This is a genomic window from Rothia sp. HMSC069C10, from assembly GCF_001812205.1.
Taxonomy (GTDB): Bacteria; Actinomycetota; Actinomycetes; order Actinomycetales; family Micrococcaceae; genus Rothia; species Rothia mucilaginosa.
This window is the reverse complement of record NZ_KV808297.1, coordinates 93,058-112,406: the sequence shown is the minus strand read 5'-3', so window position 1 is coordinate 112,406 and position 19,349 is coordinate 93,058. Positions and strand designations below refer to the sequence as shown.

At 59.9% G+C, this 19,349-nt stretch carries 16 protein-coding genes; 12 read left to right on the top strand and 4 right to left on the bottom strand.

Going from position 1 to position 19,349, the window contains the following annotated elements:
* Positions 1-87: 87 nt before the first annotated feature.
* The 8 genes from ffh (at position 88) to HMPREF2842_RS02725 (ending at position 8,375) form a co-directional block, all read left to right on the top strand.
* Entirely contained in the window at positions 88-1,665 is a 1,578-nt protein-coding gene (gene ffh / locus HMPREF2842_RS02760; RefSeq protein WP_070642611.1) for a signal recognition particle protein, read from the top strand.
* Positions 1,666-1,777: 112 nt separating this feature from the next.
* Complete coding sequence (locus tag HMPREF2842_RS02755) at positions 1,778-4,630, top strand: hypothetical protein (RefSeq protein WP_070642606.1); 2,853 nt, start codon at positions 1,778-1,780, stop codon at positions 4,628-4,630.
* Between the two features lie 12 nt (positions 4,631-4,642).
* Positions 4,643-5,131 carry an NUDIX domain-containing protein gene (locus HMPREF2842_RS02750; protein ID WP_070642602.1) on the top strand — a complete coding sequence of 163 codons (489 nt, stop codon included), beginning with the start codon at positions 4,643-4,645 and terminating at the stop codon, positions 5,129-5,131.
* A gap of 272 nt (positions 5,132-5,403) precedes the next feature.
* Positions 5,404-5,826, top strand: a complete 423-nt coding sequence (rpsP, locus tag HMPREF2842_RS02745) for a 30S ribosomal protein S16 (RefSeq protein WP_005505689.1) — start codon at positions 5,404-5,406, stop codon at positions 5,824-5,826.
* Positions 5,827-5,828: 2 nt separating this feature from the next.
* Entirely contained in the window at positions 5,829-6,074 is a 246-nt protein-coding gene (locus HMPREF2842_RS02740; protein WP_012903360.1) for an RNA-binding protein, read from the top strand.
* 181 nt (positions 6,075-6,255) lie between these two features.
* Positions 6,256-6,930: a ribosome maturation factor RimM gene (gene rimM, locus HMPREF2842_RS02735; protein ID WP_012903362.1), complete on the top strand. Its 675-nt coding sequence runs from the start codon at positions 6,256-6,258 to the stop codon at positions 6,928-6,930.
* Positions 6,931-6,933: 3 nt separating this feature from the next.
* Positions 6,934-7,878 carry a tRNA (guanosine(37)-N1)-methyltransferase TrmD gene (trmD, locus tag HMPREF2842_RS02730; RefSeq protein ID WP_070642596.1) on the top strand — a complete coding sequence of 315 codons (945 nt, stop codon included), beginning with the start codon at positions 6,934-6,936 and terminating at the stop codon, positions 7,876-7,878.
* Positions 7,879-8,087: 209 nt separating this feature from the next.
* Complete coding sequence (locus HMPREF2842_RS02725) at positions 8,088-8,375, top strand: antibiotic biosynthesis monooxygenase family protein (RefSeq protein ID WP_012903365.1); 288 nt, start codon at positions 8,088-8,090, stop codon at positions 8,373-8,375.
* 671 nt (positions 8,376-9,046) lie between these two features.
* Here HMPREF2842_RS02725 and HMPREF2842_RS02720 read toward each other — a convergent pair.
* The gene (locus tag HMPREF2842_RS02720) at positions 9,047-9,463 is read right to left on the bottom strand and encodes an MmcQ/YjbR family DNA-binding protein (RefSeq protein ID WP_005505696.1); all 417 of its coding nucleotides are present in this window, start codon (positions 9,461-9,463) and stop codon (positions 9,047-9,049) included.
* Between the two features lie 92 nt (positions 9,464-9,555).
* Here HMPREF2842_RS02720 and ettA point away from each other — a divergent pair, with 92 nt between their 5' ends.
* Together ettA and HMPREF2842_RS02710 are read left to right on the top strand one after the other, a co-directional pair.
* A complete protein-coding gene (gene ettA / locus HMPREF2842_RS02715; RefSeq protein ID WP_070642592.1) occupies positions 9,556-11,235 on the top strand; it encodes an energy-dependent translational throttle protein EttA in 1,680 nt (559 codons plus the stop codon).
* Positions 11,236-11,482: 247 nt separating this feature from the next.
* A complete protein-coding gene (locus HMPREF2842_RS02710; protein ID WP_135007788.1) occupies positions 11,483-12,058 on the top strand; it encodes an HdeD family acid-resistance protein in 576 nt (191 codons plus the stop codon).
* A 134-nt stretch (positions 12,059-12,192) separates the two neighbouring features.
* Here the strand turns inward: HMPREF2842_RS02710 and HMPREF2842_RS02705 are convergent, their stop codons facing one another.
* Positions 12,193-13,101 (bottom strand): acyl-CoA thioesterase, encoded by a 909-nt coding sequence (locus tag HMPREF2842_RS02705; RefSeq protein WP_049345634.1) that lies wholly within the window; start codon positions 13,099-13,101, stop codon positions 12,193-12,195.
* A 205-nt stretch (positions 13,102-13,306) separates the two neighbouring features.
* On the opposite strand from HMPREF2842_RS02705, the gene HMPREF2842_RS02700 reads away from it, so the two are divergent.
* Complete coding sequence (locus HMPREF2842_RS02700) at positions 13,307-14,170, top strand: DUF8185 domain-containing protein (RefSeq protein ID WP_070642588.1); 864 nt, start codon at positions 13,307-13,309, stop codon at positions 14,168-14,170.
* Between the two features lie 275 nt (positions 14,171-14,445).
* Positions 14,446-15,051, top strand: coding sequence for a phosphatase domain-containing protein (locus tag HMPREF2842_RS02695; protein WP_049327794.1), 606 nt, complete (start codon positions 14,446-14,448; stop codon positions 15,049-15,051).
* 143 nt (positions 15,052-15,194) lie between these two features.
* Here HMPREF2842_RS02695 and HMPREF2842_RS02690 read toward each other — a convergent pair whose 3' ends face one another.
* The gene (locus HMPREF2842_RS02690) at positions 15,195-16,352 is read right to left on the bottom strand and encodes an SGNH/GDSL hydrolase family protein (protein WP_246823160.1); all 1,158 of its coding nucleotides are present in this window, start codon (positions 16,350-16,352) and stop codon (positions 15,195-15,197) included.
* A 250-nt stretch (positions 16,353-16,602) separates the two neighbouring features.
* Entirely contained in the window at positions 16,603-19,152 is a 2,550-nt protein-coding gene (gene pepN, locus HMPREF2842_RS02685) for an aminopeptidase N (protein WP_070642580.1), read from the bottom strand.
* Between the last annotated feature and the right edge of the window lie 197 nt (positions 19,153-19,349).

Here is a 19,349-nt window from a genome sequence, read left to right as displayed (position 1 = left end):
ATCCTGTATCCTTAAAGACTGACTAACCATCCCCGTTCGCCTTCGCGGCTGGGGGCCACCTCAACGTTAAGAAAGTGATCACGGCTCGTGTTCAATTCTCTCTCCGACCGCTTGACGGCAACTTTTAAGAACCTGCGCGGCAAGGGCCGCCTCTCCGAGGCAGACATTGATGCAACCGTCCGCGAAATCCGCCGCGCCCTGCTCGACGCTGACGTCGCCGTCCCCGTGGTCCGCGAATTTACCGCCCACGTGAAGGAACGCGCTCTTGGTGCGGAAGTTTCCGAGGCGCTGAACCCCTCCCAGCAGATCGTCAAGATCGTGAACGAGGAGCTGGTGAGCATCCTCGGCGGTTCGACCCGCCGCATCAACATGGCGAAGAGCGGCCCGACCATCATTATGCTGGCGGGTCTGCAGGGTGCCGGTAAGACCACCCTGGCGGGCAAGCTGGCTCACTGGTTGAAGGGCCAGGGCCACACCCCGATGCTGATTGCATCCGACCTGCAGCGCCCTAACGCGGTGACCCAGCTGAAGGTTGTTGGTGAGCGTGCGGGCGTGCCCGTGTACGCGCCGCACCCCGGTGTGACCAGCGAGTTTGACGTACCCACCGGCGATCCCGTGCAGGTGGCACGTGACGGTGTGGCTGAGGCTCGCGCTAAGCTGCACGACGTGGTGATTGTCGATACCGCGGGTCGTCTGGGTGTTGACGCTGAGCTCATGCAGCAGGCACGTAACATTCGTGACGCTATTGAGCCGCACGAAGTTCTGTTCGTTATCGATGCGATGATCGGTCAGGACGCTGTGAACACCGCTAACGCATTCAACGAGGGCGTGGACTTCACCGGTGTGGTCCTGTCTAAGCTTGATGGTGACGCCCGCGGTGGCGCAGCGCTGTCGGTGGCTTCGGTGACCGGCAAGCCGATTATGTTCGCGTCCATTGGTGAGAACGTCACTGACTTTGAGCAGTTCCACCCGGACCGTATGGCAAGCCGCATCCTGGATATGGGTGACATCCTGACTCTGATTGAGCAGGCTGAAGCTCAGTGGGATAAGGCTGAAGCCGACCGCATGGCGAAGAAGTTCATCGATCAGGAAGACTTCACTTTTGAGGACTTCCTGGCTCAGATGCAGCAGATCCGTAAGCTTGGTTCCATGAAGAAGCTGCTCATGATGATGCCCGGTGCGGCTCAGATGCGTCAGCAGCTTGAGGCTTTTGACGAGCGCGAGATTGACCGCGTGGAGGCGATTGTTCGCTCCATGACCCCGCATGAGCGTGTGGCTCCGCGCATCATTAACGGTTCTCGCCGTGCCCGTATCGCTAAGGGTGCGGGTGTGACCGTGTCTGAGGTGAACCAGCTGATGGAGCGTTTCGCTCAGGCTCAGAAGATGATGAAGAAGCTCGCTTCGGGCAAGATGCCCGGCATGCCCGGTGGCATGCAGATGCCCGGTATGGCAGCTGCGGCCGGTGGCGCTCGTAAGAACGCGAAGAACAACAAGAAGAAGAAGGCTCGCTCCGGCAACCCGCAGAAGCGTGCGGCGCAGGAGGCGGCAGCAGCTAAGGCGCAGCAGGCTCGCGCCGGTGCTGCATTCGGTCAGCAGGCTCAGAACCAGGAGATGGATCTGTCCAGCATGAACCTGCCGAAGGGCTTCGAGAAGTTCCTGCAGTAAGAGCAAATATGAGCCCCGGTAAGGGGTGGTACGGGTGCGCACGTGGTTACGGGGCGCACCCGTACCGGTATGGTGCCCGGTTTGGGCGTGGGTGTGTGAAGGGAAGGTATCAATGGCTCAGAACGAGCAGAATTGGAATCGAGAGAACGCGGATGATCAGCTGAATGAGCAGGTCACGCCGTGGTCTCAGCGCGCCTTCGCTGATGATGCTGTAGAGGACCCTGCCGGCGAGTCTGCAGTTGAGTCTGTAGCTGAGGAGGGCTCGCTGGGCTTCTCTGATGCTCCCGCAGAGGTTCTTGAAGACGACCTTTCGGGCGACTTTGTGGACGGCGCTTCGGACGACTTTGCGGACGGCTTCGATAATGATTCGAGCAGCCTTCCCGGGTACATCCCCGTCTGGGCGCGTATCGCCCTCGAGTACGGGGAGCACTCCGCCGAACTGGCGGGCGACCTCGTCTACTCCAGTGAGAGCGACGACCCCGCCGTTGACGACGTTGCCGCAACCATCCTGAACCTCATTCGTGAAGCCCGCAGCATGCACGATGAGGTGAAGGCGGAAGACCCCGATAAGCAGCGCGCCTGGAACGACCGCACGAAGGTCGACCGCCTCGCTGCAGCCCTTGAGAACGAAGAGTGGACCGTCGATAAGCTCACCGGCATGTGGGATGAGGCCCCCGCACCTGCCGGAACCGGCGAATCGGATAGCCCCGAGTACCTGCGCGCCCAGGACGAGGAGCGCACCGCCGAGAAGCAGCGCAATGAGCGCATCGAGCAGACCATGGAGCTGGAGGAGAAGATTCAGCGCCGCCGCATCATGGCTCGTTCCACTACCGATGAGGAGCTGATTGCCGCCCTCATTGAGGCGACCGCCGCCTCCCCAGAGCTGATTGCCTACGAGATGGGTGAGCATCAGGTGCAGCTCTACGTGCTGTGCGCCGTGGACGATGAGGGCTACATGAACGTGCTGGAGGTCGCTGACGGTCACCTGCACGTGGGTACTCCCGTTGAGGATTACGTGGCGCAGCTGGTGGATCAGCTACCGGTTACCGGTGCCGCCCTTGAGGGCGAGGCTACCGTGTGGGAGGAGCTGCCCAATGGACAGGGTGAGCTGGAGTTCCTGGTGGACGGTGACGCCGCCATGCTCGTTGACCTGCCCATTGACATGATTACCGGGCTTCTTTTGGCGTACCTTCCTGCCGGTACCCGGCAGGTTGTTGCCGCGCCGGCGGGGGAGTGGACCCTCATTTCTGCCGATCCGGTGGACCTCATGGCTCTGCTGGGCCTGCTGAACTGCAACGCCCTGATTGCTGAGGGCAACGCGAACCAGCAGCACCTGGTGGTGTACGAGGAACCCGCCCGCGAACCCTACTCGGATGAGGAGTGGTACCTGGAGGCGTTCGGTGAACCCTACGAGAATATCGTGGAGGAGTTCACCTGGCAGCGCGTGCCTAAGCGCCTGAACCGTGCCCTCAGCCGTGAGGAAGTCGCACGCTTTGGTGGTGTGCTGGAGGATCTGCTCTCGGAGCTTCCCGGTAGCGCCCCGGAGCTTTCGGGTTCGAAGATTTTTGGTTCCGATGAGGATGAAATCGAGCAGGGCATCGCTAATGTCATGGCGATGTTTGGTGTGGAGGCTGACTCCATTGCCGGTCGCCGCCTGAATGCGTACCTGCGCGATACGAGCAATACCCTGGCGTTGGAATCGGTGTTGCAGCTGCTGGATGTTCCTACGGAGCTGGCGCTGGTGCCGACCACCGGTTTTGATGTGGCGTCGATTAGCACGGCTCGCGTCTTCGGCAACGAGGATGAGGAGCTCGCGCAGACCGCCGGTTCTACTGAGCCTGCCGGTTCTGCTGAGCCTGCTGAGTCTGAAGCTACTGATGCGCAGGCATCTGAAGCTGTGGACGTTACCTTCCCCCTGGAAGACTCCGTTGCCGAGGCTACCTTCGCTGAGAACACTATCTCTGGGAACCCTGTCTCTGAGGACACTGCCGCAGAGGACGATTCCTTCGAGGACGACGAGGAGATTGAACCCTACCCGGGCGGCTACACCTCGCCCCTGGACCGTAGCTACCGACTGGTGGCGACCGGCCGCCGCGTGACCCTCGCCGAGTGGATGGACGCTCTCAATAACGCGCACATCCCCTACGAGTACACGCACATGGGTTCACCGGAGGGCTCTGCGCCGGATTCCTTCGTGGAGACTGAAGAGGGCTACCTGTCTCTTGACAGCGCCCTGCACGAGGCTGACTCTTCGCCTACCGAGGAGCAGGCATCGCACGAGGCAAAGGTAAGCCAGCAGGCTCCCGAGCCTTCTGCCGCGCTCGCGCATCAGGACCTCACTCATCAGGACCTTGCGCATCAGAACGATGCCGCGGCGGGCGATGAACCTGCGCCGAACTCATCGCAGGATGCCGAGCCTCAGTCACCGGCGTCCCAGAGCCCCGCACCGCAGAGTTCATTCACTCAGAATCCCGCTCCGCGTTCGCGCCGCAAGCGCCTGACTCCGGAGCAGATTCGTGCGAAGACCCGCCGCGTGGGTCTTGTCCTGGGCGCGGATGTGACGGCTCAAAGCGCTATTGCCTTGACCCTGGCGAATGTGGCGCGCCGCCGCCGTGCTCAGGGTAAGGCGAGCCGTAAGTTCTCGGTGGCGGCAGCACTCTTCGCCCTGAACGCTACGGTTGAGTCGGCTCTGATTCCGACGGTTCTGCGTTCATTTGAGCAGACGCAGATGAAGAAGCATGCCCGCCCGATGGCGGATGCTGAGCTGGTGCATCCTGGTGACACCGCAGGGGAGCATCCCTCGACCAAGAAGCGTACTTTGATTGATGATTTGCGTGAGGGCCACTACCGCACGGTGGAGGATGCCGCCCCGTCCACGGAGCAGGCACCCTCTGGACTGCGTAAGCGTGCCCTGGGTATAGTGCGTAGCATTAGGCAGCGCGCTGCGAAGAAAACCGACCGCTAAAGGAAAGAAGCCATGAAGGATTCCTATCTGAGCGATGAAGAGCTGAAGGCTTTTATCGCGACCCTGCCCACGCGCCGTTTGGCGGCGGGCGCGCTGATTTGTAATGAGCGCGGCGAGATGCTGCTGGTGAAGCCGAACTATAAGGACGGCTGGATTCTTCCCGGCGGCACCGTGGAGGCTGGCGAGGCGCCCAAGCCCGGTTGTGAGCGTGAGATTGTGGAGGAGCTGGGCCTGGATGTGAAGCTGGGTCGTGTGTTGCTGATTTTCCACGGCTTGTCGCTGGGTGTGTGGGGCGATTCGACCTACTACATGTATGACGGCGGCGTGATTGCGGCGGATACGAAGATTACCCTGCAGGATGCCGAGCTGGTGACCTATGAGTGGGTTGCTCCGGAGAACCTGGAAGGCTACGTGCGTCCGTCGATGGTGGAGCGTCTGCGTGAGTGCTACCGCGCCCTGGAGACGGGGGAGACTCTGGAGATGAGCAACCTCGACTCCTAACAACCTCGACTAGCGGCGGCTACAGGGCGGCTGCGCAGGGGGCTACCGGGCACAGAACGCTGTTTAAAAGTGATGTTCGGTGCCTGCGGCAATTATTTTTCCGTGTCGCTAGCTTAAAATCTTGGGCTCTGATACCCTAGCTGAGTACCCGGCGACGCGCGACCCCTCTCTTCGCGCGCCGTTGTGTCCATAGAGGCGCCGTGAATGGCCCGCCCCACGGGTGCTGAACCGCGTGCCTCGCACCAAATTATGAAACAGGAGTAACCACTAAAGTGGCTGTTAAGATTCGTCTCAAGCGTATGGGTAAGATCCGCGATCCTCGTTACCGCGTCGTGATTGCTGATTCGCGCGTCAAGCGCGACGGTAAGACCATCGAAGAGATTGGTATTTACCACCCGACCGAGCACCCCTCGCGTATCGAGATCAACTCTGAGCGTGCTCAGTACTGGCTCTCCGTCGGCGCTCAGCCGACCGAGCAGGTTCTGGCTCTGCTGAAGCTCTCGGGCGACTGGGCTGCATTCAAGGGCGAGAAGGCAGAGTCCAAGGTTCTGCCCGTCGAGGCTAAGGCTGAGTTCGTTGTTCCCGAAAAGGGTTCCGTGATCCTGCCCGAGGCTATCACCCCCAAGGCTGAGAAGGCTGAAGAGGCTGCTGAGGAAGCAGCACCCGAGGCTGAGGCTGAGGAAGCAGCTGAGTAATTATGTTGGCTGACGCACTCGAACACCTGGTTCGAGGGATTGTCGATCGTCCGGAGGACGTGAAGGTGCGCCTGCGCACTCAGCGTCACCGTGAAACCCTTGAGGTTCGCGTGCATCCGGATGACCTGGGCCGAGTTATCGGCAGGTCTGGTCGTACCGCCAAGAGCATCCGTCTGGTGATGGAGGCTATTTCTGATGGCGAGCCGATGCGTATCGACATTATCGACACCGACAAAAAGCGACGCTAGCTCGTAAACGCTTGAAGCCCCCGCTCCCGGAGTTTTTCCGGAAGGCGGGGGCTTTCGCGTACCCGGGTCCCGGTGGTAGTGCGGGCGGCAGAATGCGCCCGTCCTAAGTGCCCGGTAGAATAGTGGGAGCCGTGCACGTGCACGGCGTAGGTTTTTAGCTTGTATCCAGCGGAGGAAAATTATGCAGGTTGTGGTGGCTCGTATCGGTAAGCCTCACGGTATTCGTGGTGAGGTGACGGTTCAGCTCTTTACTGATGCCCCGCAGGAGCGTTTTGCCCGCGGTGAGGTGCTCGGTATCGAGAATTTTAAGCCCGGTTCTGCTGCCGCTTCGGTGGCGCCTACCGGTGAGCTGACGGTTGCCGGTGCCCGCTGGAACAAGAAGATTCTGGTGGTCCGTTTTGATGAGGTGACCACCCGCAACCAGGCTGAGGAGCTGCGCGGTAGCCGCCTGGTCTACGAGGTGCCCGAGGATGAGGGCGATGAAGAGGGCTTCTACGAGCAGGAGCTCGTGAACCTGCCCGTGTACTTGCTCGCTGACGTGCCCGAGGGTGAGAGCCCCGTGGATAACCCGGCTGTTGGCAAGCCGCTGGGCAAGGTGACCGGTCTGCAGACCATGCCGGTTCAGGATTTGCTGCTGATTAAGCTGGCTCGTTCGCCGCGCCTTGCATCCGGTGCGGGTGAAGAGATCATGATTCCGTTTGTTGAGGAGATTGTGCCCGAAGTGGTTCCCTCGACCGAGGATGAGCCCGGCTTTGTGCTGTTGACTCCTCCGGCGGGTTTGATTGACCTGGTCGAGGACGCTGAGCAGGATTCTGCGCAGGTGACCGAGCATGCGACCGAGCAGGCGGGGGAGTAGTCCGTGCGCTACGATGTGGTCACGATTTTCCCCGAGTACCTGGAGCCGCTGAAGCTGTCCCTGCTGGGTAAGGCGCGCGAGAAGGGCCTGGTGGACCTGCACCTGCACGACCTGCGCGATTACACCTTTGACCGTCACCGCACGGTGGATGACACCCCGTACGGCGGTGGCGCGGGCATGGTCATGAAGCCCGAGCCGTGGGGCCTGGCCCTGGACGAGGTACTTGCCGCCTCCCCGCTGAACGCTTCCGAAGACTCTACTGAGGGTGCCGAGCCTGTCGAACCCGCCGCTGATACCCGCCCGCTGCTGATTGTCCCGTCCCCGGCGGGTGCCGTTTTCGATCAGGCGATGGCGTATGAGCTGGCGGAGGAGAAGCATATTGTCTTCGCTCCGGCGCGCTACGAGGGCATTGACGAGCGTGTGCTGGACTGGGCGCAGGAGAGCTTCCGCGTGATGCCCGTGTCCCTGGGCGATTACGTGCTCTACGGTGGCGAGGTCGCGGTCATGGCGATGATTGAGGCTATCACCCGCCTGATTCCGGGCGCGATGGGTAACCCCGCCTCCCTGGAGGAGGAGTCGCACACGGGCGGTCTGCTGGAGTACCCGGTGTACACGAAGCCCGCCGTGTGGCGTGACCGTGAGGTGCCGGAGGTGCTGCTGTCGGGTAATCACGGTGCGATTACGCGTTGGCGTCGTGACCGTCAGATTGAGCGCACCCTGGAGCGCCGCCCGGACCTGTTGGAGGCGTACCCGGTGGAGCAGTGGGATAAGAAGGACCGCCGTTTCTTGGCTGAGCGCGGGGTGCATTTTGCGAACCCGGCGAAGGCGGCTCAGAAGAAAGCAAAGAAGAGCCCCGCAGTGCAGGCTGATACCGCCGCTCAGGCGGATACCGCACCTCAGGGTGAATCTACTCAGCCCGATACCGCCCAGCCCGAGGCAAATTCCTAGGCCTCGAATAGGCGCTCGCGAGCGCCTCGTAATCCTCTGAATGGGGGTTAGCGTCATATAACTGTTAGTTGGCGCTGACCCCTATTTTTTGTGCCTGCAAACCGTTATTCTGAGGGTAACCTCGCTAAGAACATAGCCTACCTATAGGTGGTGCGAGGTGGTAATACGCTTTCATCGTTGAAAGCACGTACTCAACAGAAGGAGGACACATGTCCGTTGTTAAGGTTCACCGTCTTGCTGTCGTTGGCGACAACCAGGCTGAGCTGGAGAAGCGCTTCGCTGCTGCCCGCCACATTGCTGACTCTTTCCCCGGCTTTGAGGGTTTTGAGCTGTGGCGCCCCCTGGATGAGGGCGGCGACTACTTTGTGGTGACCCGCTGGGTTGATGAGGCAAGCCACGATGCGTACGCGGCGGCTCGTCGTGAGCGTGACCCGAACACTGTTGTCTCTCACGCTGACGGCACCATGAGCTTCGAGAAGGTAGAGTTCGACGACTAACATCTGTGCTTGTCTGCGTCTGACCGGATTTATGGCTGAAGCCCATGTGAGATGAAGAATTTATCTCATATAGTGAGGGGTCGCGCTGACTTTTCTGAATATTGCTTTAAGTGGGTATTAGCCCATGTGGAGGCGGTATAAGGAAGGGTCAGCGTGGCCCCTCCTTGATTTTTCGGGGCATAAAATCTGCAGGTATTTCGTGGTTATTGGATATGTGGGTTCGGCGCTATAAAACACCTGAATTATGGTCAATAAATGCCCTCTATATCCTTCAATCCGAAAGTGACACTTTAATGCAAAAAGGTTATGATTGTTCCCGAGAGCACACTTCGTCCGTGCCGGTAGTTCGGGCGAAGACAGCGATCCCCTCTCGGCTACATCGCATGAGACAGCCGAGTCACTCAAGGGAATATTCAGCGCACCCGTGTGAGTACCTCCTCTGCATAGGAAGGTCTGGCAGGGGAGCCGACTCAACTATCACGTATTCACACAAGTGGTGCATGGTACTGGACCCCGCAATATATGGGATGGGAGCTTGGTGGTTCGAGCGTTCATCGTGGTTGATGACCCTCCCAGCCGCGGATAGAAAAGTGCTTTGCTTAGCGGGTGAGCAACTCGGTGGTCCGGACCGGTGCTCGCCCGCTCCGCTGTTTAAAAGATTCCTTCAGGCCCTAATGCTTTTCGGGCACTGGGCGCTCGCGGAACTCGATGGGTCGCTTCGCCTTGGGTAGCGAGTACATGACGCGCAGGTACGCATCCTCCACCAGCTCCTCCAGAACCCGCTCGGTTATGCCTTCGCCGGCGCCTACGGAAATCCAGTGTCGCTTATTCATGTGCCATGCCGGAATGATACTCGGGTAGATGCGCCGCAGCACCTCGGATTCTTCCGGGTCGGTTTTGAGGTTCACGATGGGGTGGCCGATGCCCTCCGTGTACATGGCGAAGATTTTGCCGCCCACCCGGTACACCGTGTGTTCGGGGCCGAACGGCTGATCACGCGTCGCCAGCGGCATGGCGAGCGCGAGGCGGTCAACGGCATGCTCGAGGTCTTCGGGTGCCAGAAGTTTGGGGGAGGGGCTTGTGCTCATAGCTTCGAGTCTAGTACCCGCGTGGTACTTCGCATAGCATGCAACCTAAAACTCTCGTACCCTCAGCCGAATCCACGCTAAAATAGGTAACTATGGCTGAATTTATTTATCAGATGATCAAGACCCGCAAGACTGTGGGCGACAAGGTCATCCTTAACGACGTGACGATGTCGTTCTTCCCCGGCGCCAAGATCGGTATGGTTGGTCCGAACGGCGCGGGTAAGTCGACCATCCTGAAGATCATGGCTGGCCTCGACCAGCCCTCCAACGGTGAGGCGCGCCTGACCGCAGGCTACAGTGTGGGCATCCTCATGCAGGAGCCGCCGCTGAATGAAGAGAAGACCGTTCTGGGCAACGTTGAAGAAGGCGTGGGCGAAATCAAGTCCAAGCTGGACCGCTTCAACGAAATCTCCGCCCTCATGGCTGAGCCCGACGCTGACTTCGACGCCCTCATGGAAGAAATGGGTCAGCTGCAGGAAGCTATCGACGCCGCTAACGCATGGGACCTCGACTCCCAGCTGGAGCAGGCGATGGAGGCGCTACGCTGCCCGCCCGCTGACATGCCCGTCACCCACCTCTCCGGTGGTGAGCGCCGCCGCGTGGCACTGTGCAAGCTGCTGCTGCAGAAGCCCGACCTGCTGCTGCTCGACGAGCCCACCAACCACCTGGACGCAGAGTCCGTGCTCTGGCTGGAGCAGCACCTGCAGTCCTACGAGGGTGCCGTCATCGCGATTACCCACGACCGTTACTTCCTCGACCACGTGGCAGAATGGATCGCCGAGGTTGACCGCGGTAACCTGTACCCCTACGAGGGTAACTACTCCACCTACCTGGAGAAGAAGCGCGCCCGCCTCGAAGTTCAGGGCAAGAAGGACGCTAAGCTCGCTAAGCGCCTGAGCGAGGAACTGGACTGGGTCCGCTCCAACGCTAAGGGCCGCCAGGCTAAGTCGAAGGCTCGTCTGGCACGCTACGAGGAGATGGCTGCGGAGGCTGAGAAGACCCGCAAGCTTGACTTCGAAGAGATTCAGATTCCTCCGGGACCCCGCCTGGGTAACTTGGTTATTGAGGCTGAGAACCTGCAGAAGGGCTTCGACGGCCGCTCCCTGATTAACGGTCTGTCCTTCTCCCTGCCCCGTAACGGCATTGTCGGTGTGATTGGTCCGAACGGTGTGGGTAAGTCCACCCTGTTCAAGACCATCGTTGGCCTGGAGCCCCTCGACGGCGGCGAGCTGAAGGTCGGCGAGACCGTGAAGATCTCGTACGTTGACCAGAACCGCGCGAACATCGACCCGGAGAAGAGCCTCTGGGAGGTCGTCTCTGACGGTCTGGACTACATCCAGGTCGGCAACGTTGAAATGCCTTCGCGTGCGTACGTTTCCGCGTTCGGCTTCAAGGGCCCGGACCAGCAGAAGAAGGCGGGTGTGCTCTCCGGTGGTGAGCGCAACCGCCTGAACCTGGCGCTGACCCTCAAGCAGGGTGGTAACCTGCTGCTGCTCGATGAGCCCACTAACGACCTGGACGTTGAGACCCTCGCATCCCTGGAAAATGCGCTGCTGGAATTCCCCGGCTGCGCCGTGGTCGTCTCTCACGACCGTTGGTTCCTGGACCGCGTGGCAACCCATATCCTGGCGTGGGAGGGCACCGACGAGAACCCGGATCAGTGGTACTGGTTCGAGGGTAACTTCGAGTCCTACGAGAAGAACAAGATTGAGCGCCTCGGCCCTGAGGCTGCTAAGCCGCACCGCGTGGTGCACCGCAAGCTGACCCGATAGGGTTTGGTGGTAAGCCCCGCCTCCTGATGCTGTTATGACGCAGGAGGCGGGGCTTCGCTGTGTCTGCTGGGGAAGGGGTATAGTCCTGCTATCTCACGTGTTGTTCCGCTACGTGGTGGGTTATTCGTCGGTAGAAATAGTTCGCTCAGTGGCGACCGATATATCGTGGCGGATTTCATATTCACGGTTTATAATGGGTATGCACGTAAGTGCAACTGACACATGTGATTACGAAGAGAAGAGCATTATGCTTTCAAAATATAACTGGATGTCCTTGGTTACCGGTCTGTTGCTGATTGCAGCGGCAATCTACATGTTCGCCAATCCCGCTATTCCGCTGGTAGTTCTGGGTTATGTGTTCTCCATTTCGGTGTGGCTTGGTGGCGTGTTTGAACTGGTGCGTTACTTCGGCACGCCAAAGCAGGCACGTACCGGCTGGGACCTGGTTGACGGCATCTTGACCGTGGTGGCTGGCCTGATTCTGCTGACTGCCTCGGTGGGTGCACAGGCAACCTTCATCCCGACCATTGTGGGTACGTGGATGATTATGTGGGCGCTGATTCGTCTGATGACTGCCCAGGGCGTGAAATACCTGAGCTACGCCGCCGGACGCCACCTGCAGCTCTCTGCTATTGGTACCCTTATTCTGGGCTTGCTCGTGGTGCTGTTCCCGATAATCTACGGCGTGGCGGCAGTATGGATGGCAGCACTGGGTCTTCTGGTGACCGGTCTGGTATTCGTGGGTGACTTCTTTGTTTCCCGCCGCACCAAGAGCACCGTGCACATTTCCCCGGACGGTGTGATTGACGGCGAAGCTAAATAAGAGCTTCCAAACGGCTTCTAGACCGTACACTAGAACATAAGAAAGACCGTGTGAGACAACCACCTCACACGGTCTTTCTGTATGCTCTGCCAGGTTCGCCTGACGCCTTCCGGTAGTCCTAGCGGTGCTCTGCTTTATCGATATTCCGGCAGGCGGAACATCATTTCCTGCGCCACAGTCGCCACCAGCTCACCGGAACGATTGAAAATCGAACCCTGCGCGAGCATCCTGCCACCCTGCGCGCTCGGGGAATCCAGCACGTACAGCAGCCACTCATCGGCACGCGCCGAACGGTGGAACCACATCGCGTGATCCAGCGAGGCGCTCTTGAGGCCCGGCTCCAGCCAGAACTTGCCGTGACGGCGCAGAGCCGGCTCCAGCGGCAGATAATCCGAAGCGTAGGCGATAGCGGCGCGGTGCTCCGCCTCCGATGCCTCAGAACCATCAGCACGCACCAGGCGGTCAAAGGTCTTGAACCACACACAGGCACGCGGCTGTGTCGAGGAGGCATCCGCCTGAGTGTACAGGGGCGCGTCCACGTGTCGCATATCAATCGGACGTTCCCACGAGACCGCCTGTGCAATGGGGTGGGGGAGCTGACCCAGGTAGTCGCTGACCATCGGCAATGATTCGGGGTCCGGCACCTCCGGCATGGTCACTGCGGTGTGCTCCGGGCCGCGGCTATCGGACTGGAACGACATAATCGCCGAGAACATGGGCGCCTCATCCTGGAACACCTGCACGCGGCGGGTCGAGAAGGAACGGCTATCGTTCAGGCGCTGAGTGGCGAAGAACAGTTCACGCTCAATATCGCCGGGGCGCAGAAAGTAGGCGTGAATCGAGTGGATGTCCTTGCCCTCCACCGTGCGGTCGGCGGCAATAATCGACTGGGCAAGAACCTGACCACCGAAAGTACGCGGCTGTTCGCGGGTGAGCGTCACACCGGTGGACACTTCATCACTACCGAAGGAGGCGGGCGCCGCCTCCACGGGGGAGAGGTCCAGCATCCGCATGAGGTTTTGGGTCACAGTGGGCTTGGTCATGGTTTTATTCTCGCACGTTTTCAATGAACCGGTTTCTGGCGTAGAGTGGGAGAGCATACTCTGAGACAACCACGACAGGTTGATTCGGAACATTGACTAGGAACAATGACCCGGATAGTCGATCCGGAACGTCTGCCTAACACACCATCGCATATATCACCCACCAACTTGCCACCGAGCAGGCCAACGCCGAAAAGGAGCAGAAATGACTACGCCGTCTGAAACCACCCCTGACAATACCCCCGTGCAGGAGAACGCTCCCGAACAGAACAGCGCACCGAACGCGGCAGCACCTATTGAGCTCAAGTACAACCCCCACGAAGGCGTGGAGGAGCCCTACCTGATCCTGCCCGGCGGCGCGCAGGGTGCCGCAGTGGTCAAGGACCTTGCCACCTACATTTCTCGCGCCCTGGCGGTGAACCCGGACGCCGCTATCCGCCTGACCGCGCGCGGCCGCGTGGTGGCGGTATTCGCCTGCTCCCTGGAGCCGCAGGATGCCTCTTCGGACACCCCGGTCATCATGGGTCTGCGTGCCCTGCACCTGCTGGCTGACTCCACCCTGGACATGACCGTACAGGCGCAGGCGCTGCTGGACCGTCTGGCGCGTCTGCAGAAGCAGGCAGAAGAACAGGGCAACGAAGAGAACTCGCAGCTGGTGCTGTTCATGCCGCCGGTGACCGTCAACGCTAGCTGGGCTGGCAAGTCAGCCCCGCTCAGCGGCTGGTACGAGGTTGGTACCGTCCCGATTGAAGAGTTCCACCGCGCCACCGCAGAAGGTCTGGAGGCGGTAGAACGCGCCCTGCCCGAGAACCCCGGCGCTGCTGTGCTTTCCACGGTGCGCTCGCGTATTTGGTCCTCCGATATGGTGCTGGAGTACCTACCTGAGTTCGATACCGTGCTTGTACCGACCGGCGCGGCATTCGCCCTGCGCGTGTTCGGTTTCATCCCGGAAGGCTTCACGGGCGATCTGCCGCTCTTCGCTGCGCATGTAGGTTCGGAGGAGTGGCTGCGCATTGTGGCGCCGGCCGGCATGGTGCTGGTGCGCCGCGGTTCCGGTTCGCTACTCTAACTTTCCTCGAGACATTTCTAGACTTTTTACGCTGGTGGTGTGGGTTCTTTGCCCGCGCCACCAGCGGTTTTTCTAGGCGTACTGAAATAAAGATGATGAGCTTAATATGACGCTTGATAGGGCATTACTTTACGAAAATAGGGTATTCTAGAAAAACTACGCCCTTTCACCGGGGCGTCTTTGACACACCGATTACCAGCCACACCGCACGGGAACTCTTCCGCTGCGCCCTCACCAGGCGCATTCTTCCCGTACGGATCGAAAGTGAGACCTATATGGATCTGATTGCAGTCGACATTGACGGTACCCTTGCCAGCAACCGAGATCAGATGGATAAGTACCTGACCGGTTTCTTCGCAAGCAACCGCCGATTCTTCAAGGCCATCCGCAACGCCACGGTCAATGTTGAAGTTGCCGACCGTGTTCGCGAAATCGCGGCAGAAACCGGCGCAGAGGTCGTAGTGATTACCGGCCGCGACGGCACCTACATGAAGGAACTGAACCAGTTCATCGCCCGCGCGGGTCTGGAACCCAAGCACGTGTTCGCTAAGCCCGGCAACGACGGCTCCAACAGCCCCGCATGGAAAGACTCCGTCATTGAGTCCCTGATTGCTGACGGCAACCGCATTATCCACGCTTTTGAAGACACCGACCACGAGGTGTACCTGCGCCGCGGCATTCCCGTCACCTGGGTCGCCCCGATTCGCGACTACATTGGCGAATGGCACTACGAGTCGATTGACATTGACCCGGTCGCCTGGGCTGCCGAGCAGCGTGAGAAGGAAGCCGCTCGTGAGCGTCAGAAGCGTCGCCTTGCGGAGGGCGTGCTCGCACACCAGAAGGCCGAGGCGAAGGAACGCCAGGCAAACGTCGCGGCATAAAACCCGCACACCAACTTGAGAGCTGCGGTGGGTAACCCACTCAAACGAATGAGGCGCCGGAAGGATTCAATCCTCCCGGCGCCTCATTCTAATGCTATATGCGTTGATCGAAGCTGATGTACTCGGCTGATTACACAGTTAGTTTACGCGGCGCCGAGCAGTTCACGCAGACGAGTCGCAAAGGGGACCGCCAGCTTATGGTGCGCCTTCTCCTTCAGATGCACGCCATCAGCCATGTCACCCTCAGCCAGGTAGAGGCTCTGCCAGCCCGAGGTGTCCATGAACAGCACGCCGGTCTCGCGGGCACCCTGCCTTGCCACCTCGTTTGCCACGTGACGCTTATGCGCCACCTGCTTATCCGGTGCAGACGCCTCATCCATAGACACCACACCACCGAACACAATCTTCGACGACGGGTACATACGTCGCAGCTGCTCAATGACCTGAGTCTGGTGAGCGTTCACGTGCTCGCGCGCCTTCGTCTCATCCTCGTGAATGTAAATGTCATTGCCGGAGGCGTCCAGGTAAATCACGCCGGGGTTACCGCTCGGCAGAGCCCAACGGCCACCCATCACACCCTGATAGTAGGAGGGGCACACACCCTCGCGGGCAGTCACAAAACCGATGCCGCCGCAACGGAACAGGTACGGGACGAAACCTGCCTGCTTCAGACCCAAACCAACCCAGGAGGTTGCGGTCACCTGCGAGTCACCAATCACCAGGGCATCCTTAGCGCCAAGAACATTGGTGTTACGCGGCAGACCGTTCGCCTTATCCCAGTAGAGTTCAGCCTTCTCAAACTTGGTGTACAGAACGCCCTTCTTGGATCGCCAGCTCACCGGCAGACCCTCCCAACCGGCAAAGTCGCTGTACCCACGCTGCTTCCACCAGTGCTCGTAGACGCCGGATTCCACCGCAACCGGACCGTACTTGGGGGTGTACATGACCACGCCACCCTTGAACTGCTGAACCAGCATGTCGGCGGCATCAGCGGAGGTGGGGAACGGCGCCTGAATCTCACCGGTTGCCTGCGCACCCTCCTTGCCGAAGGCGTTCTGCGCGGTGCGTTCCATCTTCTGCGCCGGGGTGGTCGGTTCCGGAGTCGGCTCGGGGGAGGGGGACTCGCTGGGGCTTTCCTGCGCCGACTGGGTAGGCTCGGCGCCCGCAGCAGCGGTAGCGGCAGTGCCACCGGGCGCGATGAAGCCTCCTGCGGAGTACACGCCAAAGGAACCGGCAGCAACCACAGCAAGGATTGTGCCGGTCAGAGAAACTTTCGCGATAGGAGACTTGATAGAAGGCATGCACAACAGTATACGATAGGCGCAACCCCAAGTAGAGAGCTTTTGAGGGATATTCAAATGAAAATACCAAAAAATATGCACCGCAGTGACAAGAATTAGACTCGGTGCGCAAACCGGTGCACAACTCAAAATAGAACCGGCATAAACCCCATATAGAAACGTCCCCTCCCACCCCGAATCTCGGGGTAGAAGGGGACGAATAAAAACTTATGAGAGCAGGTGGCGAACCCGCCTCAGCTCACAAGCATTGTTAAATGTCAGCCGCCTGAACCTTCAGCGCACGAGCCACGCCGTCGCGTGCCTCCGCAATCTGACGGTACAGAGCCGCAGCATCCTCAGGCAGAGATGCCAGGTACGCCTCGGTACGCTCCAGCAGCTCAGCGGTCGGCTCGCTCGGGTACATGCCACCAATAATCTGCATGGAAATCTCGTGCGAACGCGAACGCCAAATACCCTCAATCTGCTCGAAGTACGGCTCATCGTACTGGGCAATCAGCTCGGGCTTGCCGGACTTGAAACCGGAAATAGCGTAACGCTGAATCATGTTCGACAGCTCGCCGGTCACCATGATCTTGTTCCAGTACTCAGCCTTAGCCTCCGCGGTCGGAATCGACGCGTATGCCTGAGCGGCGTACTGCTGACCGTTTGCGGTGTTGTCGTTCTCCAGCTCCGCAGCAATCTGCTCGGCGGAGAAACGGCCACCGGTAGCCAGGCGGCACACCAGGTTCCAACGCAGGTCAGCGTCAATGTCCAGTCCCTCAAGGGTCAGCTCACCCTCGAAGAGGCGCTGCACGTTGTCGTACTGCTCCTCGGTGCGGGTCTGGTTGATGAACGCCTGCAGCAGCTGCAGCTGAGCATCCGAGTCGGGCTCTGCAACGCATGCCAGCTCCCACAGACGGTCAGCGGCACGGTGGCGGGTCTCCTCGCGAGCTTCAGGAGCTACGAAGGAGTGCAGAGTAGCGGACAGGTTGTTGATCTGGGTGCGCAGAGCGGTGGAGTTGGTCTCCTTACCGATGTTGTTCAGCACCAGGTCAACGTACTTACGTGCCGGCATCTGAGCGTCACGCACGGTATCCCAGAGCGAACCCCAGACCACGCCGCGAGCCACGGACGAATCAATGTCGCCCAGGTGCTTGATAGCGGTCTCGATGGAACGCTCGTCCAGGCGAATCTTGGCGTACGCCAGGTCCTCATCGTTCAGCAGCAGCAGGTCGGGGCGCTTCTTACCGAGAGCCTCCTCAACCACGGTCAGCTCGCCGTCAATGTCCAGCTCGATGCGGTCGGTGCGGGTCAGCTTGCCGTCCACCAGGTTGTAGAAACCAATTACGGCACGGTGCGGGCGCAGGGTCTCGAAGCCCTCAGCGTAGGACTGGCGGATACCCAGGTTCGAAATGTTGCCCGTCTCATCATTCTCAACCTCAACGGCGAGAGTATTCACGCCAGCGGTCTCAAGCCACTTAGCGCTCCACGCACGCACGTCACGGCCGGAGGTGCGCTCCAGCTCAACCAGCAGGTCGTCAAGAACGGTGTTGCCCCAGCTGTGCTTATCGAAGTACACCTTCAGAGCAGCCATGAAGTTCTCCTGGCCAACCCACGCCACCATCTGACGCAGCACCGAAGCACCCTTCGCGTACGTAATGCCGTCGAAGTTCACCTGAACATCGGCAAGGTCACGGATCTCAGCCACAATCGGGTGAGTCGAAGACAGCTGATCCTGACGGTACGCCCAGGTTTTCTCCGACGCGGCGAAGGTAGCCCACGCCTCCTTCGCGTAGCGGGTGTTCTCCGCAGCAGCCAGGGTCGACATGAACTCAGCGAAAGACTCGTTCAGCCACAGGTCGTTCCACCACTTCATGGTGACCAGGTCGCCGAACCACATGTGCGCCAGCTCGTGCAGAACAGTGATAGCGCGGCGCTCACGCAGAGCCTCCGCAACCTTGGAGCGGAAGACGTAAGTCTCCAGGTAGGTCACGCAGCCAGCGTTCTCCATCGCACCGGCGTTGAACTCGGGCACGAACAGCTGATCGTACTTCTCGAACGGGTACGGGGTCTTGAACTGCTCCTCGTAGAACTCGAAGCCCTGACGGGTCAGCTCAAACATGTCCTCAGCATCCACGAACGGCATGAGGGACTTACGAGCGTACACGCCCAGCGGAATCACGCGACCCTCAGAGTTAGTCAGCTCGCTGGTGACCTTCTCGTAGGGGCCAGCCACAATCGCGGTAATGTACGAAGACATGCGCGGGGTCGGCTTGAAGAACCAAGTCTTCGCACGGCCGCAACCGCACTCCTTCTCCTCAACCTTCACCTCGGGCTGGTTAGACACAACCACCCAGTGCGAGGGAACGCGCACAATAAACTCGAATTCAGCCTTCAGGTCGGGCTGTTCAAAGACGGGGAACACGCGGCGGGAATCCGGCACCTCAAACTGGGAGTACAGGTACACTTCGCCGTCGGCGGGGTCCACGAAACGGTGCAGACCCTCACCGGTGTTGGTGTAGAACATCTCTGCGTCAATGACCAGGGTGTTCTCAGCAGCAAGGTTCGGCAGCTGGATGCGCTCGCCATCCGCCAGGTCGGTGCTCAGCTCTTCGCCGTTGAGGTTAATGGACTTGACCGAGGAGGTGATGGCGTCAATGAAGGTGGAGGCACCTTCCTGAGCGTCGAAGCGGATTTCAACCTTCGAGGAGAAGACGTCTTTGTCCTTCGGCAGGTCGAGTTCAATACGGTACGAGTGCACGCGCTTAATAATGGATGCGCGTTCGGTTGCCTCATTGCGGGTTAGGTTCAGGCCGGGCATACAGCTCCCTCTCCTTAGATGTGAATAGCGTGCCGTGTTGACACGCCCTGTCATGGTGCGCTGGTTCCCGAGGTGCGCGGCTCCTGCGACGCTGCATACGTAGCGCTGGAGGCGTTCAAGTTTGGGCGCGGCGAATCGGGACACCAAAAAGTGCCATATCCCACAGTCTACCGTATAGGTGGGGGTCTAGAAGGCTC